Annotated in this window: 9 protein-coding genes; 4 read left to right on the top strand and 5 right to left on the bottom strand. The window is 68.8% G+C overall.

The genetic code is table 11. The features are described 5' to 3' along the window. Positions 1 to 63: 63 nt before the first annotated feature. Together ACUTAF_RS18000 and ACUTAF_RS17995 are read right to left on the bottom strand one after the other, a co-directional pair. Positions 64 to 2448, bottom strand: coding sequence for a heavy metal translocating P-type ATPase (locus ACUTAF_RS18000; protein ID WP_445581245.1), 2385 nt, complete (start codon positions 2446 to 2448; stop codon positions 64 to 66). Between the two features lie 64 nt (positions 2449 to 2512). Then, a complete protein-coding gene (locus ACUTAF_RS17995) occupies positions 2513 to 2905 on the bottom strand; it encodes a hypothetical protein (RefSeq protein ID WP_445581244.1) in 393 nt (130 codons plus the stop codon). 137 nt (positions 2906 to 3042) lie between these two features. On the opposite strand from ACUTAF_RS17995, the gene ACUTAF_RS17990 reads away from it, so the two are divergent. Continuing rightward, complete coding sequence (locus tag ACUTAF_RS17990; RefSeq protein ID WP_445581243.1) at positions 3043 to 3240, top strand: heavy-metal-associated domain-containing protein; 198 nt, start codon at positions 3043 to 3045, stop codon at positions 3238 to 3240. A 2-nt stretch (positions 3241 to 3242) separates the two neighbouring features. On the opposite strand, the gene ACUTAF_RS17985 is transcribed toward ACUTAF_RS17990, so the two are convergent. Next, complete coding sequence (locus tag ACUTAF_RS17985) at positions 3243 to 3863, bottom strand: TetR family transcriptional regulator (protein WP_445581242.1); 621 nt, start codon at positions 3861 to 3863, stop codon at positions 3243 to 3245. A gap of 126 nt (positions 3864 to 3989) precedes the next feature. On the opposite strand from ACUTAF_RS17985, the gene ACUTAF_RS17980 reads away from it, so the two are divergent. The 3 genes from ACUTAF_RS17980 to ACUTAF_RS17970 all read left to right on the top strand — a co-directional run bounded on the left by ACUTAF_RS17980 (position 3990) and on the right by ACUTAF_RS17970 (position 9540). Beyond that, entirely contained in the window at positions 3990 to 5141 is a 1152-nt protein-coding gene (locus ACUTAF_RS17980; protein ID WP_445581241.1) for an efflux RND transporter periplasmic adaptor subunit, read from the top strand. A 4-nt stretch (positions 5142 to 5145) separates the two neighbouring features. Continuing rightward, on the top strand, positions 5146 to 8289 hold the full coding sequence (locus ACUTAF_RS17975) for an efflux RND transporter permease subunit (RefSeq protein ID WP_445581240.1): 3144 nt from the start codon (positions 5146 to 5148) through the stop codon (positions 8287 to 8289). An 84-nt stretch (positions 8290 to 8373) separates the two neighbouring features. Continuing rightward, the gene (locus tag ACUTAF_RS17970) at positions 8374 to 9540 is read left to right on the top strand and encodes a multidrug effflux MFS transporter (RefSeq protein ID WP_445581239.1); all 1167 of its coding nucleotides are present in this window, start codon (positions 8374 to 8376) and stop codon (positions 9538 to 9540) included. Between the two features lie 134 nt (positions 9541 to 9674). On the opposite strand, the gene adeC is transcribed toward ACUTAF_RS17970, so the two are convergent. Continuing rightward, a complete protein-coding gene (gene adeC, locus ACUTAF_RS17965; RefSeq protein WP_445581238.1) occupies positions 9675 to 11108 on the bottom strand; it encodes an AdeC/AdeK/OprM family multidrug efflux complex outer membrane factor in 1434 nt (477 codons plus the stop codon). After that, on the bottom strand, positions 11105 to 14248 hold the full coding sequence (locus ACUTAF_RS17960) for an efflux RND transporter permease subunit (RefSeq protein ID WP_445581237.1): 3144 nt from the start codon (positions 14246 to 14248) through the stop codon (positions 11105 to 11107). Before ACUTAF_RS17960 ends, adeC begins: the two co-directional genes overlap by 4 nt. Positions 14249 to 14344 lie beyond the last annotated feature (96 nt).

Below are 14344 nucleotides of genomic sequence, written 5' to 3'. Positions count from 1 at the left end.
TGCGCCGGGTCATGAAAAAAACGCCGCGGCGCCTGGCCTGGCGCCGCGTGGGTAGGCTTGTTCCTACAGGTCTTGTGGCTTCCAGCGCGTCAGCAGCAGCGCATTGCTCACCACGCTGACGCTGGACAGGGCCATGGCGGCGCCGGCGAACATCGGGTTGAGCAGGCCGGCGGCGGCCAGCGGGATGCCGATCAGGTTGTAGACGAAGGCCCAGAACAGGTTCTGACGGATCTTCGCGTAGGTGCGTCGGCTGATCTCCAGCGCCGCCGGCACCAGGCGCGGATCGCCGCGCATCAGGGTGATGCCGGCAGCGTGCATGGCCGCATCGGTGCCGCCGCCCATGGCGATGCCGACATCGGCGGCGGCCAGCGCCGGGGCGTCGTTGATGCCGTCGCCGACCATGGCCACGCTGCCGTGCTGGCGCAGTTCGCCGATCAGCCGCGCCTTGTCCGCCGGCAGCACCTCGGCGTGGGCCTGGTCGATGCCGAGCACGGCGGCCACGGCGGCGACGCTGCCGCGGTTGTCGCCGCTGATCAGGTGGCTGGTGATGCCCTGCGCGCGCAGCTGCTCGATGGCCTGCGCCGCGCCCTGCTTGAGCGCGTCGCCGAAGGCCAGCAGGCCGAGCAGGCGCGGCGTCTCGCCGGTCTCGAGCAGCCAGGACAGGGTGCGACCCTCGGCTTCCCAGGCGCGGACCGAATCGGCCAGCGCGCCCATCGCTAGATTCTGTTCGTCGAGCAGGCGGCTGCTGCCCAGCTGCAGCGCGCGGCCCTCCACCGTACCGGCGATGCCGCGGCCGGCCAGGGCGTGGCTGTCGCTCAGGGCGGGTAGCGCCAGGCCCTGTTCGACGCAGCGCTGCAGCACGGCCTTGGCCAGCGGGTGTTCGCTGCCCTGCTGCAGGGCGCCGGCCAGGCGCAGCAGTTCGTCTTCGCCGGCAGCGGCCAGGCCGAGGTGGACAATGCGCGGACGCCCCTCGGTGAGGGTGCCGGTCTTGTCGAAGGCGATCTGCCTGATGCCATGCGCCACCTCCAGCGCCTCGGCGTCCTTGATCAGGATGCCGTGGCGCGCGGCCACGCCGGTGCCGGCCATGATCGCGGTCGGCGTGGCCAGGCCGAGGGCGCAGGGACAGGCGATCACCAGCACCGCCACGGCGTTGAGCAGGGCGTTTTCCAGCGGCGCGCCGAACGCCAGCCAGCCGAGCAGGGTGGCCAGGGCGAGCAGCAGCACGGCCGGCACGAACACCTGGCTGACCTTGTCCACCAGCTTCTGGATCGGCGCCTTGGCCGCCTGGGCGTCCTCGACCAGGCGGATGATGCGGGCCAGCACGGTTTCCGCGCCGAGCGCGGTGGTTTCCACCAGCAGGCGGCCCTCGCCGTTGATCGCGCCGGCGGTGACCTTGTCGCCGGGCTGCTTGGCCACCGGCAGGCTCTCGCCGCTGATCAGCGCCTCGTCGGCGTGGCTGCGGCCTTCGACGACCCGGCCGTCCACCGGGAAGCGCTCGCCCGGCTTGACCAGCACCCGATCACCGAGGGTCAGGGCGTCGATGGCCACGCTCTGCTCGCGGCCATCGACCAGGCGCACGGCGCGATCGGGACGCAGCGCCTGCAGGGCGCGGATGGCGCCGGCGGTCTGGCGCTTGGCGCGGCTTTCCAGGTGCTTGCCGAGCAGGATCAGGCTGATGATCACCGCCGAGGCCTCGAAATACAGATGCGGCATGCCGCCGGGCGGCGTCACTGCCCACTGGTACAGGCTCAGGCCGTAGCCGGCGCTGGTGCCGATGGCGACCAGCTGATCCATATTGCCGGCGCCGGCACGCAGGGCGTTCCACGCCGCACGGTAGAAGCGCGCGCCGAACACGAACTGCACCGGTGTGGCCAGCAGGAACTGCACCCAGGCTGGCAGCATCCAGTGCAGGCCGAAGGGCTCGACCAGCATGGGTACCACCAGCGGCAGGGTCAGGGCGATGGCGGTGAGCAGCATCAGGCGTTCGCGCTGCAGGCGCTGCCGGCCCTGATCCGCGGCGTCGGCCCGGGCGCCGAGCAGGCGGGCCTGATAGCCGGCATCGGCGACGGCGCGCAGGGCGAGTTGCACGTCGAAGCCGGCGAGCACCTGCAGATGGGCCTTCTCGTCGGCCAGGTTGACCGCGACGTGGGTTACCCCGGGCAGCTGGCGCAGGGCGCGCTCGATGCGGCCGACGCAGCTGGCGCAGGTCATGCCCTCGATGGCCAGTTCCAGCGGCTGGCTCGGCACCCGGTAGCCGGCGCCTTCCACCGCGGCGATCAGGCCGTCCAGGCTGTCGTCCGGTGCCTCGATGCGCGCCTGTTCGCTGGCCAGGTTGACGCTGGCGCTGCTGACCTGGGGAAGCTTGCGCAGTGCGCGCTCGACGCGGCCGGCGCAACTGGCGCAGGTCATGCCCTGAATCGGCAGATCGAAGGTGGTGAGGTTGCTCATGTTGGTCTCCCTGTCGCGTGGTGAGCACAGGATCAACCTTGACGCCATGGCAAGGTCAAGCACTTCAATGCACGGGCGGTGCGGCATGCAGGCGCAGGCCGGCGGCGTCCATGGCGATGCGGTAGCGGCGTACCTCGCCGGCCTGCAGTTGCAGCGCCTGGCCGCTGAGCTGGGCGATGCCCAGGCCACAGGAGCCGGGCCCCTGCAGGCCGAGGCGCAGCGAGACGCTGCCCGGTGGCAGATTGAAGGCCACCGATTGGCCCTGGTAAAGACGCGCCGCCAGCTGATCCTGCAGGTACAACGCCACTTCGCAGGGGCTGGCCACCTTCAGGCGTTCGCGCGAGACGATCAGCACCGCGTAGCCCTCGCCCTGGGCGGTATCGGGCAGCGGTGCCAGCGGCTGGGCGGCGAGCGAATGGCTCAGCAGGGCGGCGAGCAGGAGCGGTAAGGAGCGCATGGCGGTTTTCCTTGCGATTGCCTGTTGAGCTTGGCCGATACGGCGGGATCGGCAAGTGATCTGCGGCAAGGGCTTGACCTTGCCACCGTGGCAAGCTCGAGACTGAGCACGGTCAAACCAACCCCGAGGAGTAGCAGATGCAGATTCTCAATGTTAGCGGTATGTCCTGTGGCCATTGCGTGCGGGCCATCGGCGAGGCGATCAGGGCGCTGGACGGCGCCGCCGAGGTGCAGGTCGACCTGGCGGCCGGCGAGGTGCGGGTGGACAGCCGGCTGAGCCTGGAGCAGTTGCTGGCGGCGATCCGCGAGGAGGGCTACGAGGCGCAGCCGGCCTGAGGCTAAGGCCAGGCCGTGAGCAGGCCGCGGAAGCAGCTGTCGACCATGGCCGGGGTATCGAGCTGCGGGTCGAACAGCTGCGGGTCACGCAGCCAGTCGCTGAACAGGCCGACGATCAGCGCGTGCAGGGTGCGCGCGGCCAGGCGCGGGCTGATCCCCGGTTGCAGCAGCGGCAGCACCGCCGGCTGTGCGAACTGCTGTTCGCACAGGGCGATGAACTGGTTGATGAAGGCCTCGTGGCGTTCCTCGGCCTCGCGCAGGTCCTCGGTGAATTCACAGCGGCGCAGCAGGATGGTGAAGATACGCCGGCGTTGCGCGTCCTGTGCCAGGTGGGCCATGGCCTCGATGCACAGGTCGCGCAGCATCTGCAGCGAGGCCAGGCCGTCGGCGGCCTCCAGTCGCTCGGCCAGCGGCTCCAGCGGCAGGCGCACCTGGTTGAGCATTTCGTGGAACAGATGGGCCTTGTTCTGGAAGTGCCAGTAGATCGCCCCGCGTGTCACTCCGGCCCGGCGCGCCACCTGCTCCAGGCTGGTATGGGCCACGCCCTGTTCGAGGAACAGCAGCTCGGCGGCGGCGAGGATGGCGCAGCGGGTTTTCTCCGCGTCTTCTTTGGTTCGGCGCATGGCGATCCGGTCAATTCTGGCTAGGCTCTGGTGGTGCCGAGTGTACCGATTTTGCCCCGCCAGCTGGTGGCGTAGCGTGACCGGCGAGTCGTTCGCCATGCCTGTCGCCAAGGAGAGGAGTGCTTCATGTCGTTTGCCCGCCTGTTCCGCCCGCTGTTGCCCCTGAGTCTGGCCCTGCTGCCGCTGGTTGCCCTGGGCGCCGACGCGCCGCCTCCCGCGGTGACGGTGGAGCGGGTCAAGGCCGCGCCCTTGCCGGTGGTTCTGGAGTATCCGGCGCGCACCGCCGGCTACCGCGAGGTGCAGGTACGCGCCCAGGTCAGCGGCATCCTGCAGGAGCGTACCTACCAGGAAGGCAGCGCGGTGGAGAAGGACCAGCTGCTGTTTCGCATCGATCCGCGCCCCTACCAGGCGGCGCTAGCCCGCGCCAAGGGCGCACTGGCGCAGGAACAGGCGCGCTATCGGCAGACCGAGCGCGACTTGCGGCGCATCCGCGAACTGCAGAAGAAGGGCTTCGCCAGCGAGAGCGAGCTGGACAACGCGGTCTCCAACTTCGAACAGAGCAAGGCCAATATCGAGGCGGCCCAGGCCGAAGTGCAGGCACGCCAGATCGACCTCGACTACACCACGGTGAAGGCGCCGATCACCGGCATCACCAGCCGGGAAAGCGTCTCCGAGGGCAGCCTGATCGTCGCCGGCGATCCCAGCGCCAGTCTGCTGACGCAGATTACCCAGCTCGATCCGATCTACGTCAACTTCGCCTATCCGGAGGCCGAGGCCGAGACTCTGCGACGCGACCTGGCCGCGGACAACCTGGTGCTGCCGGCCAGCGGCAAGCTGACCCTGGAGGTTCACTTCGGCGATGGCACGGTCTATCCGCAGACCGGCGAGGAGGACTTCACCGACAGCCTGATCGACCGTGGCACCGGTACCGTCAGCGCCCGCGGTGTGGTGCCCAACCCCGAGCGCAAGCTGCTGCCGGGGCAATTCGTGCGGGTGCTGGTCAAGGGGCTGAGCCGGCCCAACGCGATCACCGTGCCGGAGCGCGCGGTGGCCCAGGGCCCGCGCGGCACCTTCGTCTACGTGGTCGATGAGCAGGGCATCGCGCGCATGCGCCAGGTCGCCACCGGCGACACGGCGGACGGCCGCTGGCTGATCCGTTCGGGAGTCGGCGACGGCGAGCGGGTGGTCGTCGAGGGCCTGGCCAAGGTGCGCCCGGACAGCCCGGTGCAGGTCGAGGAGGCGAAGGCGGCCGCGGCTGCGAACAGGGCACAGGAGTGACGCCATGATCTCGCGTTTCTTCATCGACCGGCCGGTGTTCGCCACCGTCATCTCCATCGTCATCGTGCTCGCCGGCCTGGCCGCCATGCGCGCCCTGCCGGTGGCCCAGTACCCGGAGATCCTGCCGCCGCAGGTGTCGGTTTCGGCCGCCTACCCGGGCGCCAGTTCGCAGGTGATCGCCGAAACCGTGGCCGCGCCGCTGGAGCAGGCGATCAACGGCGTCGAGGACATGATCTACCAGCTGTCCAACTCCTCCAGCAGCGGGGCGATGAGCCTGACGGTGTACTTCGAGGTGGGCACCGACCCCGACCAGGCCACCATCAACGTCAACAACAAGGTCCAGGCCGCGCTGGCCAAGCTGCCTGAGGAGGTGCGCCGGCAGGGGGTGAAGGTGGAGAAGAAGTCCTCCGACATCCTCCAGGTGGTCACCCTCTATTCGCCGGACGACTCGCGCGACCCGATCTTCATCAGCAACTATGCGTTGATCAACGTGATCGACGAGCTCAAGCGTCTGCCCGGGGTGGGCGACGCCAGCCAGTTCGGCTCCAAGGACTATGCCATGCGCATCTGGCTGCGCCCGGACAAGCTGGCGCAATACGGCCTGACCCCCACCGACGTGGTCAATGCCATCCGCGAGCAGAACTCGCAGTTCGCCGCCGGCAGCTTCGGCCAGCAGCCGCTCAAGGAGCCGCAGGACTTCACCTACACGGTGACCACCCAGGGCCGCTTCACCGATCCCGGGGAGTTCGAGAGCGTGATCCTGCGCAGCGACCAGACCGGCGCCAGCCTGCTCCTCAAGGACGTGGCGCGGGTCGAGCTGGGCGCCCAGGACTACTCGCTGGTGACCACCCTCAACGGCCAGCAGAACGCCGCCTTCGGCATCTACCTGCAGCCCGGGGCCAATGCCCTGGACACCGCCGAAGCGGTGCAGCGCACCATGCAGCGCCTGGCCCAGCGCTTTCCCGAGGGCATCGCCTACAAGATTCCCTACGACACCACCAAGTTCGTCAAGGTCTCCATCGAGGAGGTGATCCACACCTTCTTCGAAGCCCTGGTGCTGGTGGTGCTGGTGGTGTTCGTGTTCCTGCAGAACTGGCGCGCCACGCTGATCCCGGTGCTGGCCATCCCGGTGTCGCTGGTGGGCACCTTCGCCGGCATGTACCTGCTGGGCTTCTCCATCAACCTGCTGACCCTGTTCGGCATGGTGCTGGCCATCGGCATCGTGGTCGACGACGCCATAGTCGTGATCGAGAACGTCGAGCGGGTGATGCGCACCCAGGGGCTGAATGCGCGCGAGGCGTCGATCAAGGCGATGGAGGAGGTCACCGGACCGATCATCGCCATCGTCCTGGTGCTCTGCGCGGTGTTCGTCCCGGTGGGTTTCCTCGGCGGCCTGGCGGGGCAGATGTACAAGCAGTTCGCGATCACCATCGCGGTGTCGGTGGTGATCTCCGGCATCGTCGCCCTGACCCTCTCGCCCGCGCTCTGCGCCCTGCTGCTCAAGCCCGGCCATCACCAGCCGGCGGCGCCGTTTCGCGTCTTCAACCGCCTCTTCGACAGGGCCACCGAGGGCTATGGCGCCGGCGTGCGCTTCTTCCTCAAGCGTGCGGCCATCGGCCTGCTGCTGTTTGGCGGGATGATCGCGCTGATCATGCTGCTGTTCGCGCGGGTGCCCGGCTCGCTGGTGCCGGACGAGGACCAGGGCTACGTGATCAACGCCTACTACCTGCCGCCGGCCGCCTCGCTCAACCGCACCGACGCGCTCAGCGGCGCGGTGAGCCGGCAGTTGATGGAGCACCCGGCGGTACAGGACGTGGTCACCTTCGCCGGCTTCGACGTGCTCACCTTCGGCGTGCGCAGCAACGCCGGGGTGTCCTTCGTGCCGCTCAAGGACTGGAGCGAACGCACCACGCCGGAACTCGACGCGCGCAACCTGACCCGCGAGTTCATGGGCATGGGCGCGGCGCAGAAGGACGGCATCGTGCTGTCGTTCAACCCGCCGCCGATCACCGGCATGAGCACCACGGGCGGCTTCGAGGCCTATATCCAGGACCGCTCCGGCGGCAGCGTCGAGGCGCTCGGCGCCAAGGTCCAGGCCTTCGTCCAGGCCGCCAGCCAGCGCCCGGAGCTGGCCGGCATCCAGAGCACCTTCAGCGCCAACGTGCCGCAGTACTACATCGACCTCGACCGCACCAAGACCCGCGCCCTGGGGGTGAGCGTCAGCGACGTGTTCACCGCCATGCAGGCCACCTTCGGCAGCTACTACGTCAACGATTTCACCCTCTACGGGCGCACCTGGCAGGTCAGCCTGCAGTCGGAATCGGAGTTCCGCCGCAAGCCGGAGGACCTCGGCCAGGTCTACGTGCGCTCCAGCGGCGGCGATCTGGTGCCGCTGTCGACCCTGGTGCGGGTCAGGCGCATCCTCGGCCCGGACTCCTACGACCGTTTCAACGTCTACCCCTCGGCCAAGGTGCTCGGCGGCCCGGCGCCCGGCTACAGCTCGGGGCAGGCGCTGGCGGCGATGCAGGAGGTGGCCGACCAGGTGCTCGGCGAGGACTACAGCCTGGGCTGGATCGGCTCGGCCTTCCAGGAGCTGGCCACTCAGGGGTCGGGCACCCAGGCCTTCGTCTTCGGCCTGATCCTGGTGTTCCTTATCCTCGCCGCCCAGTACGAACGCTGGACCCTGCCGCTGGCGGTGGTCACCGCGGTGCCCTTCGCGGTGTTCGGCGCGATCCTCGCGGTGTGGCTGCGCGGCATCCAGAACGACGTGTACTTCCAGGTCGGCCTGGTCACCCTGATCGGCCTGGCGGCGAAGAACGCCATCCTTATCGTCGAGTTCGCCGTGCTGCTGCGTGCCGAGGGCAAGGGCATCTTCGACTCGGCGCTGGAGGCGGCCAAACTGCGCTTCCGCCCCATCGTCATGACCTCGCTGGCCTTTATCCTCGGCTGCGTGCCGCTGGCGATCAGCAGTGGCGCCGGTTCGGCCAGCCGCCACTCGATCGGCACCGGGGTGATCGGCGGCATGCTCGCCGCCACCTTGCTGGCGACCTTCCTGATCCCCATGTTCTATCTGCTGGTCGAATCGCTGGCGCAGCGCCTGAGCCGGCGCGGCAAGGCCGGTGCAGGCGAGGGGACCGGCCAGCGCTGAACCCACCGTGGCGGCGTCCGCCCCTTTCGTGGCCGGCCGTATCGATGAGATGATTAGCCGGCTAATGAAAAGGTCCGGACTGCCATGCCCCTGCGTATTCTCCTGATTCTCGGCGCGCTGAGCGCCTTCGGTCCGCTGGCCATCGACTTTTACTTGCCCAGTTTTCCCACCTTGGCGCGGCAGTTCGGCACCGACGTCGAGCACGTGCAGCTGTCGCTGGCCGCCTACTTCGTCGGCATCGCCCTCGGTCAGCTGTTCTACGGCCCCTTGGCCGACCGCTACGGTCGGCGCGGCCCGCTGCTGCTGGGGGTGGCGCTGTTCACCGCGGCGTCGCTGGCCTGCGCCCTGGCGCCGAGCCTGGAATGGCTGATCGGCGCGCGCTTCGTCCAGGCCCTGGGCGGCTGCGCCGGCATGGTGGTGACCCGCGCGGTGGTGCGTGACCTGTGCGACCCGCTGGCCTCGGCCAAGGTGTTCTCGCAACTGGTGCTGGTGATGGGCCTGGCGCCTATCCTCGCGCCGCTGGGCGGCGGGCTGCTGCTGGGTACCCTGGGCTGGCCGTGGATTTTCCACAGCCTGGCGCTGTTCGCCGGCCTGTGCCTGCTGGCGGTGCTGCTCTGGCTGCCGGAGACGCGGCCGCAGGGTTTCAGCCCGGCGCCGCTGCGCGGGGCGCTGGGGCAGTACCGGGCGCTGCTGGGCAACGGCGCGTTCATCACCTACTCACTGCTCGGTGGCGTGGCGATAGCCGGGATGTTCGCCTATATCGCCGGTTCGCCCTTCGTCTTCATCGAGCTGTACGGCGTGCCGGCCGAGCACTACGGCTGGCTGTTCGGCAGCAACGCCGCCGGCTTCGTGCTGATGGCGCAGGTCAATGCGCGCCTGGTGCGCCGCGGCGGGCCGGGCCACTGGCTGCGGCGCATGGTGCTGCTGTACCTGGCCAGCGGCCTGGGGCTGCTGGGGCTGGCGGCCTGGCAGCCGGCCAGCCTGTGGCCGCTGCTGGTGCCGCTGTTCGTCTGCGTCGCCAGCTTGGGCAGTATCCTGCCCAACGCCACCGCCTGCGCCATGGCCGGCCAGGGCGAGCATGCCGGCAGTGCCTCGGCGCTGCTCGGCAGCCTGCAGTTCAGCGTGGCGGCCGGTGCCTCGGCCCTGGTCGGCGCCCTGCACGACGGCACGGCGGCGCCCATGGCGTTGGTGATCGCGCTGTGCGGCGCCGTCGCCTGTGCCCTGGCCTGGAAAAGCCGGAGGTATACCTAGGGTGTCGCGAGGCCGCCTAGGCCGTGCGCACCAGGGTAGATTACGGTCTACGTGCGGCATAAAAAACGCCCCCGCAATATCTGCGGGGGCGGCGCGTGGGATCAGGCATCGTCCGTGATGCCGGCAACGCGCGATCAACCTTGCGGGGCGGTGCCCGTGTCGGCGTTCCAGCCGCCGCCAAGGGCCTTGTACAGCTCCACTTCGCTCACGAGCTGGGCCAGGCGATCGCCGATCAGTTGCTGGCGCACGCTGAACAGCTGGCGCTGGGCGTCGAGCAGGGTCAGGTAGCTGTCGACCCCGGTGCGGTAGCGGCGTTCGGCCAACTCGTAGTAGGTCTCGGTGGTGTCCAGCAGGGCGCGCTGGGCCGCCAGCTGCTCGCGGTAGGTGGTGCGTGCGGCGAGGCGGTCGGCGACTTCCTGGAAGGCGACCTGGATGGCCTTCTCGTACTGCGCCACCTGGATGTCGTTCTGCAGCTCGGCGTAGTCGAGGTTGGCGCGCAGACGCCCGGCGTTGAAGATCGGCAGGCTGATGCTGGGCTGGAACAGCCAGGTGCCGGAGCCGCCGTCGAACAGCCCGGACAGCTGGCTGCTGGCGGTGCCGGCATTGGCGGTGAGGCTGACGCTGGGGAAGAAGGCCGCGCGCGCCGCGCCGATATTGGCGTTGGCCGCCTTGAGCTGGTGCTCGGCCTGCAGCAGGTCGGGGCGCCGTTGCAGCAGATCCGACGGCAGCCCGGCCGGCACGCTCTCGAGCAGCTCGGCGTCCAGCGCCAGGCCCTGCGGCAGGTCGTCCGGCAGGCCGCTGCCGAGCAGCTGGGTCAGGGCGTTGCGATCTTGCGCCACCAGGCGCTGGTACTGCGCCAGGCTCACCCGCGCGCTGTCCACCGCGCTGCGCGCCTGGCTCAGGGCCAGGGCATCGGCGACGCCGACGTCGAAGCTGCGCTGGGTCAGGCGGTAGCTGTCTTCGTAGGTCGCCAGCGTGTCCCGGGTCAGCTGCAGCAGGGCCAGATCGGCCTGCCATTGCAGGTAGGCGCTGGCGACGCTGGCCACCAGGCTGATCTGGGTGCTGCGCGCCGCCTGTTCGGTGGCCAGGTACTGTTCCAGCGCCTGCTCGTTGAGGCTGCGGATGCGGCCGAAGAAATCCAGCTCCCAGGCATTCACCCCCAGGGTCGCGCTGTACTGGCCGCCGGTGCTGGCCGCGCCGTTCTGGCTGAGGTCGGCCGGTAGGCGCTGGCGGGTGCCGCTGCCGTCGGCAGAGACAGAAGGCAGCAGCTCGCTGCGCTGGATGCGGTACAGCGCGCGGTAGGCCTCGACGTTGAGTGCGGCCACGCGCAGGTCGCGGTTGTTTTCCAGCGCCAGCTGCACCAGCTGCTGCAGCGCCGGGTCGCGGAAAAACTCGCGCCACTGCAGGTCGGCGGCGGCGCGTTCGCCTTCGGCCGCGGCGCTGCCATAGGCCTCGCCCTGCGGCCAGTCGGCGGCCAGTGGGGCGTCCGGGCGCTGGTAATCGGGAATCAGGCTGCAGCCGCCGAGCAGGGCGGCGGTCACGGCCAGGGTCAACAGGGACTGCCTCACTGCAGCGCCTCCTTTTCAGTTTCGCCGGCCGGCTCGGTTTTCTTCTTCTCGAACAGCGAGCAGACCAGCACGTAGAACAGCGGAATCCAGAAGATCGCCAGCACCAGGGCGCTGAGCATGCCGCCGATCACCCCGGTGCCGATGGCGTGCTTGCTGCCGGCACCGGCGCCGCTGGCGATGGCGAGCGGCAGCACGCCGAGGATGAACGCCAGCGAGGTCATGACGATCGGGCGCAGACGCATGCGGCAGGCCTCGATGGCCGCCTCGGTGAAGCTCATGCCCTGCTCGTACTGGGCCTTGGCGAACTCGACGATGAGGATCGCGTTGCGCGCCGACAGGCCGATGGTGGTGAGCAGGCCGACCTGGAAGAACACGTCGTTGGACAGTCCGCGGCCGTAGGTGGCCAGCAGCGCGCCGATGATCCCCAGCGGCACCACCAGCATCACCGAGAACGGGATCGACCAGCTCTCGTACAGCGCCGCCAGGCACAGGAACACCACCAGCAGCGACAGGGCGTACAGCGCCGGGGCCTGCGAGCCGGACAGGCGTTCCTCGTAGGACAGCCCGGTCCAGGCGTAGCCGACGCCTTCGGGCAGCTGCTTGGCGATTTCCTCCACCGCGGCCATGGCGTCGCCCGAGCTGAAGCCGGGCGCCGGCGCACCGAGGATTTCCACCGCCGACACGCCGTTGTAGCGGCTCAGCTTGGGCGGCCCATAGGTCCACTCGCCGCTGGCGAAGGCGCTGAACGGCACCATCTGCCCGGCGGCGTTGCGCACGTACCACTTGTTCAGGTCTTCCGGGCTCATGCGCGCCGAGGACACGCCCTGCAGGTAGACCTTCTTCACCCGGCCGCGGTCGATGAAGTCGTTGACGTAGCTGGCGCCCCAGGCGATCGACAGGGTGTTGTTGATGTCCGCCAGCGACAGGCCGAGGGCGCTGGCCTTCTCGTCGTCGATGAGCAGCTGGTACTGCGGCTCGTCGCGCAGGCCGTTGGCGCGCACGCTGGTCAGCGTCGGGTGCTGGTTGGCCAACTGGAGGAACTGGTCGCGCGCCTGGTTGAGCACCTCATGGCCGACGCCGGCCTGATCCTGGAGGAACAGGTTGAAGCCGGTGGCGTTGCCCAGCTCCATCACCGCCGGCGGGGCGAAGGCGAACACCATGGCGTCGCGGAAGCTGAAGAAGTGCTGCTGCGCGCGCTGGGCCAGGGCGGCCACGCCGTTCTCCGCGCCGGGCCGTTCACCCCAGGGCTTGAGCATGATGAAGGCCATGCCCGAGCTCTGCCCGCGACCGGCGAAGTTGAAGCCGGTGACGGTGAACACCGATTTCACCGTGCTGCTTTCCTCGTTCAGCAGATACTGGCGCATCTCGTCGACCACCGCCTGGGTGCGCTCGGCGCTGGAGCCGGCCGGGGTCTGCACCTGGGCGAACAGCACGCCCTGGTCTTCCTCGGGGAGGAAGGCGGTGGGAATGCGGGTGAACATAAAGGCCATCACAGCGACGATGGCGAGGTACAGCACGAGGTACGGCGCCTTGCGCTTGAGCATGGCGGTCACGCCGCGCTGGTAGGCGTCCGAGCTGCGCTCGAACTTGCGGTTGAACCAGCCGAAGAAACCCTTCTTCTCGTGGTGCTCGCCCTTGGCGATGGGCTTGAGCAGGGTGGCGCACAGCGCCGGGGTGAAGATCAGCGCCACCAGCACCGACAGGGCCATGGCCGAGACGATGGTGATGGAGAACTGCCGGTAGATCACCCCGGTGGAGCCGCCGAAGAAGGCCATCGGCAGGAACACCGCCGACAGCACCAGGGCGATGCCCACCAGCGCGCCCTGGATCTGGCCCATCGACTTGCGCGTGGCCTCCAGCGGCGACAGGCCTTCCTCGCGCATCACCCGCTCGACGTTCTCCACCACCACGATGGCGTCGTCCACCAGCAGGCCGATGGCCAGGACCATGGCGAACATGGTCAGGGTGTTGATGGAGAAGCCGAACGCTGCCAGCACGCCGAAGGTGCCGAGCAGCACCACCGGCACCGCCAGGGTGGGGATGATGGTGGCGCGCAGGTTCTGCAGGAACAGGAACATCACCAGGAACACCAGGACGATGGCCTCGAACAGGGTGTGCACCACCCCCTCGATGGAGGCCGAGATCACCGGCGTGGTGTCGTAGGGGAAGACCACCTCCATGCCCGCCGGGAAGAACGGTTCCAGCGTGGCGATGGTCTCGCGCACCGCCTTGGCGGTGTCCAGGGCGTTGGCGCCGGTGGCCAGCTTGACCGCCAGGCCGGAGGCCGGCATGCCGTTGAACTGCGCGCTGATGGCGTAGTTCTCGCCGCCCAGCTCGACCTTGGCGACGTCGCCCAGGCGCACCTGGGAACCGTCGGTCTCGACCTTGAGCAGGATGTTGCGGAACTCCTCGGGGGTCTGCAGGCGGGTCTTGCCGATGATGGTGGCGTTGAGCTGGTTGCCCGGCGAGGCGGGCAGGCCGCCGAACTGGCCGGAGGAAATCTGCACGTTCTGCGCCTGGATCGCGTTGCGCACGTCCACCGGGGTCAGCTGGAAAGCGTTGAGCTTGGCCGGGTCGAGCCAGATGCGCATGGCGTACTGCGCGCCGAACACCTGGAAGTCGCCGACGCCCTTGGTCCGCGAGATCGGGTCCTGCAGGTTGGAGACGATGTAGTTGGCCAGGTCGTCCTTGCTCATGCTGCCGTCTTTCGACACCACGCCGATCACCAGCAGGAAGTTCTTCACCGCCTTGGTCACGCGGATGCCCTGCTGCTGCACTTCCTGCGGCAGCAGCGGAGTGGCCAGCTGCAGCTTGTTCTGCACCTGCACCTGGGCGATGTCCGGGTTGACCCCCTGCTCGAAGGTCACGGTGATTTCCATGCTGCCGTCGGAGTTGCTCGACGAGCTGATGTAGCGCAGCCCGTCGATGCCGTTGAGCTGCTGCTCGATCACCTGCACCACGGTGTCCTGCACCGTCTGCGCCGAGGCGCCGGGGTAGCTGACGCTGATGCCCACCGCGGGCGCGGCGATGCTCGGGTACTGGTTGATCGGCAGCTTGAGGATGGACAGGCCGCCGGCCAGCATGATCACCAGGGCGATGACCCAGGCGAAGATCGGCCGGTCGATAAAGAATCTGGACATTTAGTGGCTCTCCTTCAGAGGGCGTTTACAAATTACTGCGCTCGGCCATGCTGCGTTGAAATCAGCCTCAAAATGCTCATGTACTACTCGTACACT

The organism is Pseudomonas sp. SP16.1 (genome assembly GCF_052682975.1).
This window is presented reverse-complemented; position numbering and strand designations above follow the sequence as displayed.

What these genes read in the sequence shown, in the direction of transcription:
- ACUTAF_RS18000 (WP_445581245.1), bottom strand. Translation starts at nt 2,448, where the DNA reads ATGAGCAACCTCACCACCTTCGATCTGCCGATTCAGGGCATGACCTGC.
- ACUTAF_RS17995 (WP_445581244.1), bottom strand. Translation starts at nt 2,905, where the DNA reads ATGCGCTCCTTACCGCTCCTGCTCGCCGCCCTGCTGAGCCATTCGCTC.
- ACUTAF_RS17990 (WP_445581243.1), top strand. Translation starts at nt 3,043, where the DNA reads ATGCAGATTCTCAATGTTAGCGGTATGTCCTGTGGCCATTGCGTGCGG.
- ACUTAF_RS17985 (WP_445581242.1), bottom strand. Translation starts at nt 3,863, where the DNA reads ATGCGCCGAACCAAAGAAGACGCGGAGAAAACCCGCTGCGCCATCCTC.
- ACUTAF_RS17980 (WP_445581241.1), top strand. Translation starts at nt 3,990, where the DNA reads ATGTCGTTTGCCCGCCTGTTCCGCCCGCTGTTGCCCCTGAGTCTGGCC.
- ACUTAF_RS17975 (WP_445581240.1), top strand. Translation starts at nt 5,146, where the DNA reads ATGATCTCGCGTTTCTTCATCGACCGGCCGGTGTTCGCCACCGTCATC.
- ACUTAF_RS17970 (WP_445581239.1), top strand. Translation starts at nt 8,374, where the DNA reads ATGCCCCTGCGTATTCTCCTGATTCTCGGCGCGCTGAGCGCCTTCGGT.
- ACUTAF_RS17960 (WP_445581237.1), bottom strand. Translation starts at nt 14,248, where the DNA reads ATGTCCAGATTCTTTATCGACCGGCCGATCTTCGCCTGGGTCATCGCC.